Source organism: Rhodococcus pseudokoreensis (assembly GCF_017068395.1).
Taxonomy (GTDB): domain Bacteria; phylum Actinomycetota; class Actinomycetes; order Mycobacteriales; family Mycobacteriaceae; genus Rhodococcus_F; species Rhodococcus_F pseudokoreensis.
Map to the genome: position 1 here is coordinate 531,049 of NZ_CP070619.1, position 17,106 is coordinate 548,154.

20 protein-coding genes are annotated in these 17,106 nt (G+C 67.6%); 7 read left to right on the plus strand and 13 right to left on the minus strand.

Features of this window, described 5'->3' with window-relative positions; all coding sequences use genetic code 11:
* Positions 1-12: 12 nt before the first annotated feature.
* On the minus strand, positions 13-630 hold the full coding sequence (locus JWS13_RS07825) for a TIGR03086 family metal-binding protein (RefSeq protein WP_206005181.1): 618 nt from the start codon (positions 628-630) through the stop codon (positions 13-15).
* A 90-nt stretch (positions 631-720) separates the two neighbouring features.
* Between JWS13_RS07825 and JWS13_RS07830 the strand changes: the two genes are divergently transcribed.
* The gene (locus tag JWS13_RS07830; protein WP_206005182.1) at positions 721-1,206 is read left to right on the plus strand and encodes a MarR family winged helix-turn-helix transcriptional regulator; all 486 of its coding nucleotides are present in this window, start codon (positions 721-723) and stop codon (positions 1,204-1,206) included.
* A gap of 21 nt (positions 1,207-1,227) precedes the next feature.
* Here the strand turns inward: JWS13_RS07830 and JWS13_RS07835 are convergent, their stop codons facing one another.
* The 4 genes from JWS13_RS07835 to JWS13_RS07850 all read right to left on the minus strand — a co-directional run bounded on the left by JWS13_RS07835 (position 1,228) and on the right by JWS13_RS07850 (position 5,029).
* On the minus strand, positions 1,228-1,668 hold the full coding sequence (locus JWS13_RS07835; RefSeq protein WP_206005183.1) for a YdeI/OmpD-associated family protein: 441 nt from the start codon (positions 1,666-1,668) through the stop codon (positions 1,228-1,230).
* A 32-nt stretch (positions 1,669-1,700) separates the two neighbouring features.
* Complete coding sequence (locus JWS13_RS07840) at positions 1,701-2,807, minus strand: alcohol dehydrogenase catalytic domain-containing protein (protein WP_206005184.1); 1,107 nt, start codon at positions 2,805-2,807, stop codon at positions 1,701-1,703.
* Positions 2,808-2,843: 36 nt separating this feature from the next.
* Positions 2,844-4,190, minus strand: a complete 1,347-nt coding sequence (locus JWS13_RS07845) for a M16 family metallopeptidase (protein ID WP_124392872.1) — start codon at positions 4,188-4,190, stop codon at positions 2,844-2,846.
* Positions 4,191-4,342: 152 nt separating this feature from the next.
* Positions 4,343-5,029 (minus strand): HemK2/MTQ2 family protein methyltransferase, encoded by a 687-nt coding sequence (locus JWS13_RS07850; RefSeq protein ID WP_206005185.1) that lies wholly within the window; start codon positions 5,027-5,029, stop codon positions 4,343-4,345.
* 83 nt (positions 5,030-5,112) lie between these two features.
* Here JWS13_RS07850 and JWS13_RS07855 point away from each other — a divergent pair, with 83 nt between their 5' ends.
* On the plus strand, positions 5,113-5,568 hold the full coding sequence (locus tag JWS13_RS07855; protein ID WP_241032131.1) for an SRPBCC family protein: 456 nt from the start codon (positions 5,113-5,115) through the stop codon (positions 5,566-5,568).
* Here JWS13_RS07855 and JWS13_RS07860 read toward each other — a convergent pair.
* Genes JWS13_RS07860 through JWS13_RS07870 form a run of 3 tightly spaced genes read right to left on the minus strand, consistent with a single transcriptional unit; the run spans position 5,565 to position 7,164 of the window.
* Positions 5,565-6,119, minus strand: coding sequence for a DinB family protein (locus JWS13_RS07860; RefSeq protein WP_206005186.1), 555 nt, complete (start codon positions 6,117-6,119; stop codon positions 5,565-5,567). The two genes, JWS13_RS07855 and JWS13_RS07860, sit on opposite strands and share 4 nt — an antisense overlap.
* Positions 6,120-6,155: 36 nt before the next feature.
* A complete protein-coding gene (locus JWS13_RS07865) occupies positions 6,156-6,746 on the minus strand; it encodes a YdeI/OmpD-associated family protein (RefSeq protein WP_206005187.1) in 591 nt (196 codons plus the stop codon).
* 1 nt (position 6,747) lies between these two features.
* Positions 6,748-7,164 carry a VOC family protein gene (locus JWS13_RS07870; RefSeq protein ID WP_206005188.1) on the minus strand — a complete coding sequence of 139 codons (417 nt, stop codon included), beginning with the start codon at positions 7,162-7,164 and terminating at the stop codon, positions 6,748-6,750.
* Positions 7,165-7,253: 89 nt separating this feature from the next.
* Between JWS13_RS07870 and JWS13_RS07875 the strand changes: the two genes are divergently transcribed.
* The gene (locus JWS13_RS07875) at positions 7,254-8,219 is read left to right on the plus strand and encodes a helix-turn-helix transcriptional regulator (protein WP_206005189.1); all 966 of its coding nucleotides are present in this window, start codon (positions 7,254-7,256) and stop codon (positions 8,217-8,219) included.
* Here JWS13_RS07875 and JWS13_RS07880 read toward each other — a convergent pair.
* The 3 genes from JWS13_RS07880 to JWS13_RS07890 all read right to left on the minus strand — a co-directional run bounded on the left by JWS13_RS07880 (position 8,204) and on the right by JWS13_RS07890 (position 10,810).
* On the minus strand, positions 8,204-8,500 hold the full coding sequence (locus JWS13_RS07880; protein WP_206005190.1) for an MTH1187 family thiamine-binding protein: 297 nt from the start codon (positions 8,498-8,500) through the stop codon (positions 8,204-8,206). The two genes, JWS13_RS07875 and JWS13_RS07880, sit on opposite strands and share 16 nt — an antisense overlap.
* 430 nt (positions 8,501-8,930) lie before the next feature.
* Positions 8,931-10,121 carry a hemerythrin domain-containing protein gene (locus JWS13_RS07885; protein ID WP_206005191.1) on the minus strand — a complete coding sequence of 397 codons (1,191 nt, stop codon included), beginning with the start codon at positions 10,119-10,121 and terminating at the stop codon, positions 8,931-8,933.
* 29 nt (positions 10,122-10,150) lie between these two features.
* On the minus strand, positions 10,151-10,810 hold the full coding sequence (locus JWS13_RS07890) for a TetR/AcrR family transcriptional regulator (protein ID WP_206005192.1): 660 nt from the start codon (positions 10,808-10,810) through the stop codon (positions 10,151-10,153).
* A 581-nt stretch (positions 10,811-11,391) separates the two neighbouring features.
* Here JWS13_RS07890 and JWS13_RS07895 point away from each other — a divergent pair.
* Complete coding sequence (locus tag JWS13_RS07895) at positions 11,392-12,813, plus strand: WS/DGAT/MGAT family O-acyltransferase (protein WP_206005193.1); 1,422 nt, start codon at positions 11,392-11,394, stop codon at positions 12,811-12,813.
* A 47-nt stretch (positions 12,814-12,860) separates the two neighbouring features.
* The gene (locus JWS13_RS45960; protein ID WP_259375211.1) at positions 12,861-12,983 is read left to right on the plus strand and encodes a hypothetical protein; all 123 of its coding nucleotides are present in this window, start codon (positions 12,861-12,863) and stop codon (positions 12,981-12,983) included.
* A 71-nt stretch (positions 12,984-13,054) separates the two neighbouring features.
* Here the strand turns inward: JWS13_RS45960 and dapA are convergent, their stop codons facing one another.
* Positions 13,055-13,960, minus strand: coding sequence for a 4-hydroxy-tetrahydrodipicolinate synthase (gene dapA, locus JWS13_RS07900; protein ID WP_206005194.1), 906 nt, complete (start codon positions 13,958-13,960; stop codon positions 13,055-13,057).
* A 110-nt stretch (positions 13,961-14,070) separates the two neighbouring features.
* On the opposite strand from dapA, the gene JWS13_RS07905 reads away from it, so the two are divergent.
* Together JWS13_RS07905 and JWS13_RS07910 are read left to right on the plus strand one after the other, a co-directional pair.
* Positions 14,071-14,328, plus strand: a complete 258-nt coding sequence (locus JWS13_RS07905; RefSeq protein WP_206005195.1) for a hypothetical protein — start codon at positions 14,071-14,073, stop codon at positions 14,326-14,328.
* A gap of 64 nt (positions 14,329-14,392) precedes the next feature.
* Entirely contained in the window at positions 14,393-15,736 is a 1,344-nt protein-coding gene (locus tag JWS13_RS07910; RefSeq protein WP_206005196.1) for an NAD-dependent succinate-semialdehyde dehydrogenase, read from the plus strand.
* Positions 15,737-15,837: 101 nt separating this feature from the next.
* On the opposite strand, the gene JWS13_RS07915 is transcribed toward JWS13_RS07910, so the two are convergent.
* Positions 15,838-16,737 carry an alpha/beta fold hydrolase gene (locus JWS13_RS07915; protein WP_206005197.1) on the minus strand — a complete coding sequence of 300 codons (900 nt, stop codon included), beginning with the start codon at positions 16,735-16,737 and terminating at the stop codon, positions 15,838-15,840.
* Positions 16,738-17,106 lie beyond the last annotated feature (369 nt).

The window sequence follows — 17,106 nt, forward strand, 5'->3', positions numbered from 1 at the left end:
TGCGTCTCGTCCTCACACCCGGCGGGTCTCGTATTCGGCGTGCCACTGCGATGACCGGCCGAGCAGCGACAGGACGGCGTCGAAATCGGCGGAGTCGGCGCCGGCGGGCAGTCCGGGCGCGAACGCGGCGCCTTCGCGCAGTCGGTCCGCACCGTCCGGCACCAGGCGCGCGATGGGGAGAACCGCGGCCACCATGCCGGATTCGGGTACGAAGTCAAGCCCGAGTGACCGTGCGACGTCCCACGAATGGACGACGTAGTCGAGGAAGTGGAACCCGACGGCGGTGGCCGCGGGGAACGGGAACTCCGTGCTGATCTCCGGCAGCCAGAACTGCCGCTCCCCGACGCCGTCGCGGGCGAAGGCCCCGATGACGGCGTCCGCCGCCGCGCGGTAGCCGGCAACGGGGTCGGCCGACGCGTGCGGCCGCCAGTGCGACAGGTCGGGCCCGTTGCCCGCGGCCGCTGCGGCGAACCCCAGGTGCTGCACCGTCATGTGGGCCAACAGTTCGCCGAGGGTCCACTGCGCGCACGGTGTCGCGCGCTGCAGGTCGCGGCTCGTCACGTGCGACACGATCTCCACACTCGCCTCCACGGCGCGGGCATCCCAGCGCCGGACCTCGTCCACATTCATCGTTGGCACCTCGTCCTCCGAATCGAATTAATAAGCTCCTGCTTATCATCTACTCGGGTAGATGATCGGTCAAGGTGTACTTTCTGCGATATGCCGAGCCCCGACCCGACGAACGGACAGCACGAGCGCACCCGCCCCGACCTCGCCGCCATGACGACCGCCCTGAACCGGGCGCTGGTGGCGGCGGAACTCCCCGTGCTCGCAGAGCACGGGCTGACCATGTGGGGCTACGTCGTGCTCCTGGCACTCGACGAGCACCCGCTCCGCACCCAGGCCGCGCTCGCGGAGGCGATCGGCGCCGACAAGACCCGGATCATCGGCGTGCTCGACGAACTGCAAGATCGCGGTCTGATCGACCGGCAGCGCGATCCCGCGGACCGCCGGGCCCGGCTGCTGTCGCTGACCCCGGACGGGCATCGGGTGCGCGATTCGGCGCAGGCAGCGATCCGGCGGGGCGAGGAGCGACTGCTCGCCAGGTTGCCGGGGCGGGAGCGCGCGGGCTTTCTGGCCGGCCTGATCGCGTTGTCGGCACTGTCCGTCGAAGACGTCACGGGGCGTCCGGGCGACGCCCGCTGACGGAGTTCGCGCGAACCCGCCTCAGCCCTCGCGCAGCGTGTCCACGGCCTTGCCGATCCGGCGCTGCCGGGTCTCGTCCGTCTTGGCGCCCTCGATCGACAGCACGTGCCTGCGCTGATTGCTGTACGACAGCGCGTCGAACGCCTTCCGCGCGTCCGGCTGCCGGTCGAGCGCCTCGGCGAAGTCGGGCGGAATGGCGACGATCCGGGGTTCGGTGTCGAGTTCGACGTCCACATCCACCTCGTCGCCTGCCACCACGCCCGCACCGACCCGGTTCTCGGCGCTGAGCGGAATCATGAACACGCCGCCCATCGGTGCGACCGTGGTGCGGTAGGTGTAGCCGCCGATCGTGATCCGGACCGCGGGGCGTTTGCCCGATCCCAGGTCCGCGACGACGCTCTCCGGGATCCGGAACCCGGTCGCGGTCTTGCCGCCCAACTCGATGGTGGTGCGAAACCTCATGGGCAGAATTCTGCCCGCGCCGACCCGCCGGGTCAGTCGAACACGATGATCTGCCGGATCGCCTTTCCGTCGGCGAGTTCGTCCATGCCGCGGTTGATGTCGTCGAGCGTGATGCGGGAGGAGATGAGTTTCTCCACGGGAAGCTTCCCGGAGCGCCAGAGGTCCTCGTAGATCGGGATGTCCCGGGACGGCACGGCCGAGCCGAGGTAGCTGCCGATGATCGTGCGGGCCTCGGCCACCAGGATGAGCGGGGAGATCGACGACCGCGCGTCCGGGGACGGCAGTCCGACGGTGATCGTCTTGCCGCCGGGAGCAGTTGCGCGAACGGCCGATTCGAAGGCGCGGGCGTTTCCGGCGGCCTCGATGACGATGGGCGCCCGGACACCGGCCTCCTCGAGTTCCGCCGGGGTGTAGACCGCCGTCGCTCCGAGTTCGCGTGCGGTCTGCAGTTTCTCGGGTACGGCATCGACGCCGATGACCTCGCCGGCGCCCCGGGAGACGGCGGTCAGGATTGCGGCCATTCCCACGCCGCCGAGCCCGACGACCATCACCGCCTGGCCGGGACGCGGATCGCCGGCGTTGAGGACGGCGCCGCCGCCGGTGAGGACGGCGCATCCGAGCACGGCCGCCACGTCGGCGGGGACGTCGTCGCCGACGGGAACGACGGACCGCCGGTTGACGACGGCGTGCGTCGCGAATCCGGACACCCCGAGGTGGTGATGCACGGGGTCGTCGCCGCGGTGCAGTCGCGCTCCCCCGTCGAGCAGGGTTCCGGCGTTGTTGGCGCTGGTTCCGGGCACGCACGGCATGCGGCCGTCCGTGGCGCAGCCCTCACACTCCCCGCAGCGCGGAAGGAACGTCATGACCACGCGCTGCCCGACCCTGACGTCGTCGACTCCGGCGCCGAGTTGCGTGATCCGTCCCGCTGCCTCGTGCCCGAGGAGCATCGGGACCGGGCGCACCCGGTTGCCGTCGACGACGGACAGATCGGAGTGGCACAGACCCGCGGCCTCGATCCGGACGAGGATCTCGCCTGCACCGGGTTCGTCGAGGTCGAGCTCGGAGATCGAGATCGGCGCCGACTCGGCGAACGGGCGCGTTCTCCCGATCTCCTCGAGTACCGCTCCACGGATCTTCATCTCGGGCTGCTCCTGTCGGTGGTCGGCGAATCCTCGTTACCGGACGATGCCGCGCACCGAGGCCGGCAGGTCACGCTTGCGACGATACGGTCCGACGACGGCGGCGCCGAACGGGCGCTGCAGCAGGACCCTCGCGACGTCGCGCACCTCGTCGGTGGTGACCGCGTCGATCTTGCTCAGGGTTTCAGTGATACTGCGGTGATTGCCGTAGTTGAGCTCGCTGCGACCGATGCGGTGCATCCGTGAACCCGAATCCTCCAACCCCAGAACCAGTCCGCCCCGCAGCGAACCCTTGGCGCGGGCGCATTCGGCGTCGGTGATGCCCTCGGCGGCCACGTTCGAGAGCACCTCGCGGATCACCGTGGTGACCTCGCCGAGGTTCTCTGGCTGACACCCGGCGTAGATCGAGAACGCACCCGTGTCGGAGAACGTGTCGATGCCCGAGTACACGGAATATGCCAGGCCGCGGATCTCCCGCACTTCCTGGAACAGCCGGGAACTGAGCCCGCCGCCGACAGCGGCGTTGAGTACCGACAGTGCCCAGCGGTGGGACTCGTGCCGCCCGAACGCGCGCACCCCGAGCGAGAGGTGGACCTGTTCGCTGTCCCGGTTGGTCAGGCTGAGTGCCGGTTCGGTCCGCAGGCGCAGGGTGCCGGCGCGGCGGGGAGCCGGTTCGGACGCCGATTCGAGGTGCCCGGCGAACGCGCGCCGCACCAGTTCGACCGTGTGGTCGTGCTCCACGTTGCCGGCGACGGCGACCACCATGCGCGGCGGCGTGTAGCGCCGCACGTGGAACGAGTGGAGTTGGGTGCGGGTCATCGATTCGATGGATTCGACGCTGCCGATCACCGGCCTGCCCACCGGATGGTCGCCGTACAGGGCGGTCAGGAACGCGTCGCCGAGGAGGTCTTCCGGGTCGTCGTCGCGCATCGAGATCTCTTCGAGGACCACCTGGCGTTCCACGTCCACGTCGGACGACCGGCAGCGACCGCGCAGGACGACGTCACTGACGAGGTCGATGGCGAGCGGCAGGTCGTCGTCGAGCACGTGCGCGTAGAAGCAGGTGTGCTCCTTGGACGTGAAGGCGTTGAGTTCGCCGCCGACACCGTCCATCACCTGCGCGATGTCGAGAGCACTGCGAGACGGCGTGGCCTTGAACAGCAGGTGCTCGAGGAAGTGCGCCGCACCGGCGACGGTGGGCTGCTCGTCGCGTGATCCGACACCCACCCAGACGCCCACGGACGCGGATCGGACACCGGGAACGTATTCGGTGACCACCCGGAGCCCGCCGGGGAGCACGGTGCGCCGGACGCCTGCATCCGGCTCGTGCAGGGTCGGTGCTTGGGTGAGTGCGGCAGTGCGGCTGCGATCGATCTTGGCCATGTAGTGGTTCAGCGGTCCTCGAAAGCTGGGCGTCGTCGAACGGCAAACTTTACACGCGGCGCCAGACAGCGCTTCACCAGCCTCGACGACGGGGTGGCGAACCGGTGAACTCGCCGACCACCACCGCGCAACCCATAGCCGGGGCGCGGCTTTCAGCGTCGGGTGTGTCGATGCCGGGTGGTGCCGGACCGCAGGTCGGTCGCCGCCAGCACCGCAATCCGCTCGGTGCGCTGGCCGGGCCGGATCAGCTCCCGCGACTCCAGCATCCTCGTGCGGGACGCGAGCGCGGGACCGAACGGCACGTCCTCCGACGCGACCACGTCCACCCGCAGTCCCCGCTCTTCCAGCATCGCCCGCGTCTTGTCCACCCCGTTGAGCGTCGACTGGACGAGGAGCAGGGTGCCGCCGGGAGCAAGGAGGTCCGGGGTTTCGCTGCAGATCCGGTCGAGTACGGCGCGCCCGTCGACGCCGGCGTCCCAGGCTCGCGCGAGTACCCGGCCCGGCCTTCCGTCGTCGGTCGCGGGCGCGTAGGGCGGGTTGGCCACCACCACGTCGAATCGAAGCGTCCGGACGGCGTCCACCAGGTCGCCCCGCACCACACGGATGGTCCGGCGGTTCAGTTTGGCGTTGAGCCACGTACTGATCGCGGCGCGGCGCGACACGTCGACCGCGGTCACCCAGCCGGCCCCCGCCGCGCACGCCTCGACACTCAACGCCCCTGTGCCACAGCAGAGATCGAGCACACGGGTGCCCGGACCGAGATCTCGGGCGGCCAGCGCCTCGGCGAGCAGCCACGTGTCGCGCTGGGGGCGATACACCCCGGGTAGACGAACGAGCATGATCGGCTCCCTCCCTCGCCGTTCCCTACAAGCGTGGCCAGTACCGCGAGTTACACGCAACTCGACACGGCCCAATTCACCCGTTGTTCACGTCCACCCCCTCCGCGCTGTCGGCCGGGGCCGAAAACGGGTACTCCTCCCCCGTGCCGCATTCCTTCTCAGCTGATTCCGACGCCCCGGTGGACACGATGTGGGCGCTCGTCGCACGGCCGTCGCGCTGGCCCGAGTGGGCTCCGCACGTGCGCGGCGCGTGGGGTCTCGGATTCCCCGAAATCGAAGCCGGCAGATGCGGCGCGGCACGACTGCTCTGGATCGTGCCGGTTCCCGCATCCATCTCCGCCAAGACACCGGGCCGCTCCTGGACGTGGCGGGTGGGACCGATGACGCTCGATCACCTCGTCGAGCCCCGCGGCACCGGTTCGCGGATCACGATGACGATGTCCGCGCCGGGGCCGCTCGATGCGGTGCTCGGCGTCACCTACGGCCCGGTCGTGCGGACTCTCGTCCGCCGACTCGCCCGCGTCGCCGGCGAACGCTAGGCCGGTCGTCGCAGGTACAGATCTCGCAGCAGCGCCACTTCGGCACCGTGGTGGATGACCTCGCGATTGATGTGCAACACCAGCGCCGCCATCGGGTAGTCCGCGAACGGTCCCTCGCTGGGCCCGCACGGCTGGGCGAGACCGCTGGTCCCCAGGCCCCGTACGCCTTCACACCAGGCGTCGTACTGCTCGTCGAGCTGAGTGAGCGCCTGCGCAGCGGTGCCGGCGTAGTCGAACGTCTCATAGTCCATGGCCGGCCCGCCGAAGTGATTGCCGATCCGCATGCCGAAGACGCCGACGACGATGTGCCCGAGCCGCCAGGCGATGGTCGTGATCGGGGGCGGGTCCGGCGTGGGAAAGGCGAAATCGATGGTGAACTCGCCGCTGCCGGCCTGAACGGGAGCCTGCGAGCGGCCTCTCGGCCGCACACTCCAGCAGTCCGGGGCGGGCTCCCAGAAGTACTCGTCGTCGGTCAGCCCCGCCAGCCGTGGGCGCAACTGATGCTCCCAGTGCCAATCGAGCTGATCGGCGAGTTCGTGCGGCCAGTCCATTCGATTCTCCTCTCTCCCGGTCGCCGGAATGATCTACTACTGCACACCGTCCCGGATCCGAACACCCGGATGGTTGGCCCGCAGATTTCTCGCAGCCAGCGTGACCGTCCGTTCGATCCGCCGCTTCCTCGTGTCCGGCGTCTTGGCTGACGCTATCCACTGCAGGATCAACCGTGTCGAAGACGGCGGAAACTTCTCGAAGTTCGCGTGTGCAACCTCGTTTCGCGTGAACGCTGCCCGCAGATCGCCGGGGACCACCGAGTTGTCGCCGTTCGCCGCGTTCTCCCAGGTCCCCTTGGACTTGGCCAGATCGATGGCCGCCTGACCGGCCTCGGTCATCAGTCCCTGCTCGATCATGCTCGCCGCGCGCTGCCGGTTGACCCGGCTCCAGGAACTGCGCGCGGTGCGGGGCGTGAAGCGCAGGCGCGAACTGTCGGCGTCGTGTGTGCGGTGCAGGCCGTCGATCCATCCGAAGCACAGCGCCTGTTCGATCGCCTCGTGATAGCGGATGCTCGGCCTCCCGCTGTCCTTGTGGGGGATGACCAGCCAGACCTCCTTCTCGGACCGGCAATTCTCCGAGAGCCATGCACGCCACTGTGCGGCCGTGCGAGCGACGACGGTGTCCACGTCACACCCCCGCCTTCGACGCGAGAATGTCCAGGTAGTGCTGATTGAACATCACGCCGAGTATGTTCCCGAACGGGTCGGTCACGGACGCGGTGACGAATCCCGGCCCGCGCTCGACCGGCTTCCCGTGCAGGGTGGCACCCAGGGACAGCAGCCGCTCGACACTCGCCTCCACATCGTCGACGTGCCAGTAGGTCATCGTGTTCTCGGCGTCACGCGAACGGTCCGGTCCGGCAAATCGGCTGTCGATGATGCCGAGTTCGTGCTGGTAGTCGCCGATCCGAAACTCGATGTAGGCGGGCGCCCCCGCCACCGAGCGCACGAAATACGGCTCGACTCCGAGCAGTTCGGTGTACCAGGCCCGGGCGGCCGTCAGGTCGTCGGCGTAGAAGCTGACGGTGGTGAGTCCTCGCAACATGGGTGGATCCTTTCCTCGGTCGGTGACAAGATCCATCCTCCGACTCAAAGTGCTCACCTATTGAGCACTTTCCGAGGGAAACTGTGAGCATGCGCGCTGACCGACTCGTCGCCACCCTCCTGCTGATGCAATCCCGGGGTCGGGTGACCGCCGCCGAAGTCGCCGAGGAACTCGAGGTGTCCGTCGCCACGGCGCGCCGAGACCTGGAGGCGTTGTCCGCAGCGGGGATCCCGGTCTACCCGCAGTCCGGGCGCGGTGGCGGGTGGTCGCTCCTCGGCGGCGCTCGCACCGACCTCAGCGGGCTGTCCGCCACCGAGGCGCAGGCACTGACCCTGCTGGTCGGACCGGCCGCCGCCGTCTCGGGAGAGGCCAAGGCGGCGCTGCGCAAACTCGTGCGGGCGCTGCCACAGACCTTCCGGGCCGACGCCGAGGCCGCCGCCACTGCCACCATGATCGACCCCACCCGGTGGGGCGAGCATGACCGCCGCAGACCCGAGATGGTCGACCTGCTGCAGGCCGCCGTCATCCGGCGCCGGAAAGTCCGTCTGACCTACACCACCAGCGCCGGGCAGCGGTCCGACAGACTCGTCGACCCGTGGGGTCTCGTCGACAAGGACGACGTCTGGTACCTGCTCGCCGGCACCGAACGGGGTCAGCGAACCTTCCGGGTCGACCGGATCGTCGACGCCGAATCGACGGAGCAACCCGCCGAGCGCCCCGACGACTTCACGCTCGCCGCGGCGTGGGACGAAGTGGTCGGCGAGGTGGAGCAGCGGCGTTCCACGACGTGGGCGACGGTGCTCATCGACGCCAGGTTCGTGCCGATTCTTCGTGACCACTTCGGGCGGCACTGCCACCCCGACGGTGAGGGTGACGACGGTCGCGCCCGGGTGCGCCTCGCCGCACCGACCCCGTTGGACATCGCCCGAAACCTCGCCGGCTGGGGCTCGATGGTCGAAGTCCTCGAACCGCGGGCGGTCCGCGCCGAACTCGCCCGAATCGGCACAGAACTCGCCCACCGGTACGCCGGCGAGGACGATCAGTCGGCCAGGTAACGCTCCACGGTCTCGACCTTCGCTCGCAGCTGACCGCTGCGCGCCGGCCGGATATCCGCCTTCAGCACCAGGCTGACCCGCGGAAACTGTTCCAGCAGAACGTCTGTCGCGCGCTTCACGACTGCCATTACCTCGTCCCACTCACCCTCGACGGTGGTGAACATCGACGTGGTCTCGTTGGGCAGCCCGGATTCGCGGACCACCCGCACGGCCGCGGCGACGGCAGCACCGACACTGTCGGAGTCCCCGCCCATCGGGCTGACGCTGAATGCCACCAGCATGTGCTCTCCTTCTGTGGGAATCGATAGCCACCATCGAATCACCTCGTCCGGGTCTCCGCTGCACCCATCGGGTACTCCGCCTGCAGAGCTACGCGGACGTTCCACAGACATACGTCGGGCGGCGCCCCTGATCAAGGGGACGCCGCCCGCGAGCACGAACATCTGGTTACCAAGCTGCATGGTTGCGCGGGGTCAAATGTGGCCTCGGCGTCGGGCATCCCCCCGCCTGACGCAAGCCCACCGCGCTGAGCCCAGTTAGTGGGCCGTGCTTTTGCGTGGGTGCCTACAACTCGTGCTGGGCGCCACGACCGAGAGGTGGAATCTTCTCTTCCGGTCCGACCTTGGTCTGTCGTGGATCCGTACCTCAGGTCTACCCCGCATACCCGGATAAGGCAACGGACGTGAGCCCCCGCGCGCAAGCCGATGCTTCCTAGGCCGTTCGGGGCAGGGACCCTGTGGGCGCGCCCGCGTGTGCCTGCCGCCGCAGCGCCTCGAGATTCTGCCGCATCTGCGGCCGCATGTCCCGGTGCTGCGGCTGGAGGCGTGCGTAGAGCGAGAGCAGCGGGCGGTACGGCAGTACGTCGATCCGATACGAATGCGTCACCCGGGTCCCGTCACCGTCCGCCCTGAAGGTGTATGACCAGGTGGTCGAGTCGTGGTACAGCGGGTTGCGCCGATCCGACACGGTGTGGAATTCGAATTTCCTGCCCGGATCGGACGCGGCCACTTCGCAGACCCGGGACCATCGCATGTGATGTGCGCGATTGCGTCCCCGGAATCGGGCGCCCACGGTCCCCGGCGACCGTCCCGGTAGCCAGCCGCAACTGCGGCACTCGGGGCTGCGTTCGTTGATGCGGGTGACGTCGGCGACCACGTCGTACAGCTGCCGTGCCGGGACGTCGATCCACACCTCCACCGAGCCCTCGGTGCGGGGTGACTGGTGGATCCGGGGGCTCACGTCGAGGTCGGTGCCCCATCGAGCGGCACACGCCCGCCGATATGGTCGCTTGAACACATGGAGCAACATGAACCGGGTAGCGGGACCGACTTTGTGAACGGTGACGTCGTAGTCTTCCCAATCGACACCGTCGACAATCCAGTGAGCTTCGATCCCCAGCTCCCGCTTGGTCTTCGAGGCGATGAACACCTGCTCTTCGACGTCGTCCCACCGACGACGGGTCAGGGTTCGGGCGACGACCGGCATCATCTCGTCCTCCTCACGCTGCAGATGCGGCAGCAGAACCTGTTCGAGAGCGGCGAGAGCATGCGAAAGTCCGTCTCGGGCAGTCGGATGCACACGGTATTCGGTTGCCGCAGCGGTGACCCGCTCCATCTCGGGGCGGATCCGCGCATGGTCGGCGTCCATCGCGTCGAGCAGTGCCCCGGCGTCCGGGTTCAGCTCACGGACCAGCGGCCACAGCCCACGGTCCTCACCGCTGTGGTGCAGGTGCAGGAAATGCATCATCCACACGAGATGATCTGCGAGAGCGACCCGTTGGGTCTGCGCGGGCGGCGGTGCTGTGCGCAATACCTGCGCAGAGCGAGCGATATCACGGCGCAGTGCGTTGTGGACGATGCGCATGATGCGAGTGTCGACAGGTTGCAGAGTGTCGGTTGTCATGACTTACTCCAGACAATGGCGCCGGTGTGTCACACCGGGCGGTCGAGGATTTCTTCGATGCGGTCGATCAGCCATGACTCGTAGCGGAGGCGACTCCAACCGCATTCGTCCACAAGCAGGGCGTAGACCTGGTCGTGGGCCTGGACCCACAGTTCGTCGACCTGACCTGGATCGGCGTGACGACCCACGATCAGGTCTGCGACGTCGGCGACCGCGCGCCTGCGCTGCCCCTCCAGGTCGGCGGCCACCGCTGCGAGCGTGGTATCGGTCGTCGCACCCTGGCGGATTGCCACGGCCAGGCGGTGGGTGCGCTCGTTGATCGTGGCGATCAGGCGCGCACCCGACTCGATGCGGTCACCGGTCGTGCGCCCCGTTCCGATCGCCGTGTAGACGGGCCGGTCGGCCAACGGCACCTGAGCGTCATCGCCGACGATGGCGACCTCCAGTGCCGCTTTCAACAAGTCGGCCTTGGATCCGAATGTCGCGTAGACGGTTTCGACGGAAACCTCCGCGGCCCGCGCGATATCCCGCACTCCGGTGCCGGCCCAGCCGCGCTCGGCGAACAACCGGGTGGCGGCCTCGAGCACGACCGCCCGCGTCTGCGCTGCCTGCATGCGACGCAGTGGTGAGCGGTACCGGCGGGTCCCGGATCCGCCCGGCACCGCCGAGTCGGGCTCGACCGTCGCCATACCTAATCCTAGAACGCACAAGTTTTCAATACAACCGTGTTCAGGTGATTTCAGCGGGCGTGCTGACTCCCGCCGACTTCCAATACAGCTCCTTCGTCGACGGATCCGGAGAGTCGCACCTGACACCGAACAATCTCATGGCCGGCCAGTCCTCGATCGAATTACCTACTTTTCAACGGTTTCACTGCTACCGACCCGGCGGAACGATTCGACGCGGATGCCTGCAGCCTTCCGTCGAGGATCGCGTCAGAGCGGAGAGCATGGAAAGTTCTACGCTCACAGCGGTATCAGCCGTTTCGCCGACAGGGTAGGCACGGTCGGTCAGCAGTGAGAAGGCATCGACGGTGACGCATCCCCGCCCGGCCGACCGGTTGACTTGCCCGACTTGTCCTATCCGGGACTTTCGGCCTCGCGCGGTTGTCCACGCGTCCTGTACAACTGAATGAGGGATGCCAGATTGTGACATGAACCACACCTGACCGTTATCTTACGACTCGATTACCTAGAGCTGAACACTAGGTTCCCGGGACCCCCGCGGTGGCAGTGCGGGTGTGCGAGCGGGGCCGGAAGGGACACCTCACATGCTGCTGCCGATGTCGCCGACCGATTCGCTGTTCCTCCTCGGCGAGTCGCGGGAACATCCGATGCACGTCGGCGGGCTGGCAGTATTCACGCCACCGGACGGCGCCGACGCGGCCGACATGGGGGCGATGTTCGAGACGGCTGCAACCTCCGACGAGGTGGCACCGCTCTTCCGCAAGCAGGCCCGACGATCGGTGACCACCCTGGGACAGTGGGGTTGGGACACCGCGACCGACGTCGACGTCGACTACCACGTGCACCGCAACGCCCTCCCTCAACCGGGTGGCATGCCCGAACTGATGACACTGGTGGCCCGGCTGCACGGCACCGCGCTCGACCGCACCCGCCCACTGTGGGAGATACACCTGATCGAAGGCCTCGCCGACGGCCGCTACGCCGTGTACACCAAGATCCACCACGCCCTCGCCGACGGCGCATCGGCGATGAACCTGTTGCGCCGCAGCATGAGCGAGGACCCCACCCGCACGGGCATGCCCGCCCCCTGGCAACCCGCCGCACCCGCGACGGCGACCGACACCGCCCTGCCAGAACATGCGTCAACGATGCCGCCGAATCCGCGTGGCCTACCGGGTCAGGTCCTGCGCGGAATCCGCGCCGCGTCGAGCGAGGTCGTCGGCCTGGCACCGGCTCTCGCCGGCACCGTCGAACGCGCCCTACGCGCCGAGGGCGGCCCGTTATCCATGCAGGCACCGCACACGATGTTCAACGTCGAGATCGGGGGCGCCCGCCAATTCGCCGCCCGCACCTGGCCACTCGAACGGATACGGCTGCTCGCCAAGCACGCCGACGCCACCGTCAACGACATCATCCTGGCGATGTCCGCAGGAGCACTGCGCGGCTACCTGCACGACCTCGGTGCGCTGCCGGCCGATCCGCTGATCGCGATGGTCCCGGTGTCCCTGCGCCCCAACACCTCCGGCATCGATGTGGAATCCGCGAACGGGAACCGGATCGGGGTCCTGATGTGCAACCTCGCCACCCACCTACCCGACCCCGCCCACCGCCTCGACACCGTGCGCACCTGCATGCGCGAAGGCAAACACGCCCTCCGCACGATGAGCCCCGCCCAAGTGCTGGCGATGAGCGCCGTCGGCGCCGCCCCACTCGGTATCGAAATGATCCTCGGCCGGCGAGGACCACAGCGGCCGCCGTTCAACCTGGTGATCTCCAACGTCGCCGGACCCGGCACCCCGCTGTACTGGAACGGCGCCCGCCTCGACTCCCTCTACCCCCTGTCGATCCCGGTCACCGGACAAGCCCTGAACATCACGTGCACCAGCAGCGACGACCAGCTCGTGTTCGGGTTGACCGGCTGCCGACGCACCATCCCGAACCTGCACCACATGCTCGACCACCTCGACACCGAACTCGGCACCCTCGAACACGTCGTCGGTCTGTAACACCACCGACGCCACAACACCGGCGTCCGCCCAGTAGAAGGAATTCCATGAAAATCCACAAGTCACTGCTCATACTGCTACTCGGCGGCACCGCCGCCCTCCGCACGATCCTCCGCCGCCCCACCCCGCGCCGCCGCGGACACGGCGTCCCCTTCCACGCCAACGGCTGACACCATCGATGACGCCACGCAGGTGGGTGGTCGCATGAGTCGATCCAGATCTCAGTGCACACTCGGCCCGGTCAGCGCAGCAAGTCTGAAGCCAACAGCCCCGTCCGAAGTGCTTCATACTCGCCGTCGTCGAGAGCAAGTAGAGGGGACCTCACGGTTCTGTTCTGCAGGACAGCGAGCAACTGCAGCGCCCCTTTGACCGTCGTCGCACCGTAATTGGGGACACCCATTACCGCACGCAGAGCCGGCTGCAGGCGGGCATTGATCTCCCGCGCGGTTTCGACGTCCCCCGAGAAGAAGGCCTCGATCATGGCGCGGATCTCGTCGCCCGCCACGTGGCCGAGAACAGAGACGACCCCGCATGCCCCGTACGCGAGGAAACCCAGGGTGAGGCTGTCGTCTCCCGAGTAGACCGCGTAGCCCAATTCGCGCAGCATGATCGCTTGTGTGGGGTCGCCGGCCGCATCCTTCACCGCGACCACGGACGGCCAGTCCGCCATCGCCTCGAATGTCGAGGGCGCCAGCTTGGTGCCGGCCCGGCTGGGAATGTCGTAGAGCATGACGGGGGCATCGACGGCATCCACTACGTAGCGAAAGTGTTGCAGTATCCCGCCTTGACTCGGCCTGTTGTAGTACGGCGTTACCAGCAGGAGCCCGTCGGCACCCTGCATGACGGCCTGGCGCGCCAATTCCAGCGTATGGCGGGTGTCGTTTGTGCCCACCCCGGCAATGATCTTGGCGCGGTTGCCTACCGCGTCCTTGACCACTCGCAGTATCCGACCATCCTCGGCGGTGGTGGTCGTGGCAGCCTCACCGGTTGTCCCGGACACGACCAGTCCGTCGTGTCCGTGGTCGACCAAGTGCAGAGCGATTCGAGCAGTCGCCTCCTCGTCGATCTCGCCGTCCACGGTGAACGCCGTAGCCATAGCAGTAAGCACGCGCCCGAACGGAGCGACAGGCGCTGACGGAAGTGTCATTGCCCCAGTGTATGCGCCATCAAACGGCGACAGCGTCGACCGAACCGGCTATTCACTGACTGCAACCCATCAGGGTCGCGCGGCGGACGACGGCCGCCCCGGTCGTAGCCGTGACGACCGGTGAGCTGCTCGCGGCCGCCGTCGCGAATCACCACCCTCTCGGACCGGCGGACGAGTTCTCGATCATGCGGTGCGGCAGCATGATCGGGGCACCAGGCTGTTCTGGAGTGGTTCTGGCACAGGATGTCAGGCCTGGAGACGTGGTGGCATCGGTCAGTCGCGACGGCAACGATCTGGTGGGCTCGGCCGCTGCCGTCTCCGTCGCCCACGGCCGCATGCACGAGCTCACAACCGAACAGTCCCGGTGACTACCCACGGCAGCACCTCATCGCGCGTAATACTGGGGTACCCGACCTTCCGAGGAGACGCGACATGAGCCTGTACGCAGTAGTGGACCCGGCCACCGGGAAGACGGTGCGCGAATACCCGACCGCCACCGATGAGGAGATGCAGGCGGCGTTGTCCGCGGCGGACAAGGCACACCGTGAGTGGTCGCGGCGCTCGACGATTTCCGAGCGCGCTGGACTGCTCACGCGAGTCGCCGAGTTACACACCGAACGCCGCGACGAACTGGCCAAGATCATCCAGCGGGAGATGGGCAAGCCACTCGATCAGTCGCTGGGGGAAGTGGACTTCAGCGCCGCGATCTACCAGTACTACGCCGACAACGCCGAGAAGTTCCTCGCCGACGAGCCCATCGACCTGGTCGAGGGCACCGGTTCCGCGCTGATCCGGCGGCGCTCGATCGGTGTGCTGATCGGCATCATGCCGTGGAACTACCCCTACTACCAGGTGGCCCGGTTCGCGGGTCCGAATCTGGCGCTGGGCAACACGATCGTGCTCAAACACGCACCGCAGTGTCCCGAATCGGCGGCGGCGCTGCACCAGATCTTCAGCGACGCCGGATATCCGGAGGGCGCCTACGTCAACGTCTACGCGACCAACGAGCAGATCGCCGACGCGATCGCCGACCCGCGGGTCCAGGGCGTGTCGCTGACCGGGTCCGAGCGTGCGGGTGCGGCGGTCGCCGAGATCGCCGGACGCAATCTCAAGAAGGTGGTGCTGGAACTCGGCGGTTCCGATCCGTTCATCGTGCTCAGTTCCGATGACCTCGACGCCACTGTCAAGGCGGCAGTGGAAGGCCGTTTCGAAAACACCGGGCAGGCCTGCAACGCAGCGAAGCGATTCATCATCGCCGAGGACCTGTACGACGATTTCGTCGGCAAATTCACCGCGGAAGTGCTCGCCTCTGCTGACGGCCTCGCGCCGCTGTCGTCGGTCGCCGCCGCCGACCGACTGGCCGAGCAGGTGAAGCAGGCGATCGCCGAGGGCGCCACCCTCGAGTCCGAGGGTGAACGGCAGGGAGCCTTCTTCCCACCCGCCGTGCTGACGAATGTGTCGCCCGATTCGCGCACGTACCGGGAGGAACTGTTCGGGCCGGTAGCGACCGTCTACAAGGCAGGCTCCGAGGCCGAGGCCGTCGAACTGGCCAACGACACCCCGTTCGGTCTCGGCTCGTATGTCTTCACCACCGACCCCGCTCAGGCCGACCGCGTCGCCGACTCGCTGGACGCGGGCATGGTGTTCGTCAATGCCGTTGGCGCCGAAGGAGTCGAGCTGCCGTTCGGCGGCGTCAAACGCTCAGGCTTCGGTCGCGAACTCGGCAAATACGGGATCGACGAATTCGTGAACAAGAAACTCATCCGCATCAGCTGATATCGCTGCGCGCCGTGCCCGGCGGTGGGACGGGAGAGCAGACCGGAGGAATCGCAGGACGAGCTTCCAACGGCCGGCTACATTCGAGCGGCTCGATGTCTTCAGCGGCGGATCGCGACAACGTCTTCGTCGAGGAACCCCTTCAACCCGCCGCTGAAGACATCGTTGTCGTCGCCGGCCACCATGTGACCCGCACCGGTGACGTCGATCAGCTTGGCGGTCGGGATCAGTTCGAGCAGCTCTTTCGCGCCTTCCTCACTCACCACGTTGGATTGCTGGCCACGAACGAGCATCGTGGGAACGGTGATCGCGGCCGCGGCGTCCCGAGCGCGTTCGTATCGCACGATCGAGTCGGATTGGCGAGTGGGTTCGTCGCCGACGCGAAGGAACTCCGGATCCCAATGCCAGTACCAACGGCCATCACGCAGGCGAAGATTCTTGCGCAACCCCTGCGGGTTGGGCTTGCGGACACGGTTCGGGGTGTACGCCGCGATCGCTGCTGCCGCGTCGTCGAGGCTCGCGAAACCCTCGAGGCCACTGCGCATGAAGGCCATGATCTCCGCGGTACCGCTCGTCTCGACCTTCGGCGCGATATCGACCAAGACCAGACCGCAAGCGAGATCGGGATTCTCCCCCTGCCCGATCAACGACGTCATACCGCCCATCGAGGCACCGACGAGAACCGGCTTCTCCCCCAGCCCTGCGATGACCGAGGTCAAGTCGGCGACCAACGCATCGATGCCGTAATCCCCGTCCGGCGCCCACTGACTGTCCCCATGCCCACGGGCATCCAGCGCAATGGCGGACCAGCCGTCCGCCGCGAGGCTGCGTCCGGTGTTCCGCCAGGAATGCCGGGTCTGCCCGCCGCCGTGCAGCAGCAGGACCAGGCCCTTTCTGTCGACGCCTGATCCGCCGGCACTGGGTGTCGGTGGATCCCACCGGTCGGCGGCAAGCATGACACCATCACCGGCGAATTCGGATTGTGCGACTACGGGATCCATGGAGTTCCTCACCAACATCATCGAGTCGAGCATTCTCCATCATGGTGCACCACGGGGTGAACAGTAATTCACCCGGTGCCGGTGTTGTGCGTCGCCACAGCTGTATGGCGGTGGCCGAATCCCGGCTCGGCAGATTCGACGGCTTCAGACTTCTGCGCCTTCTCCCTCGTCGACAACGGTCCGCAGTGCGCGTATCGCGGCGAAGGCAGCTCGCGGCGGGTCCAGACATCGCCGAACAGCACATCGTCGTCGGCTCCGGGTCGCAGGGCCGAGGGAGGTACTGCGATTACCCGGAAGAGCAGGCACTCCCGCGGGCGAGCTCACCCGCCTTTACTGAGTGAGACCGCGAACCTGCCCGGGCGCATCCCG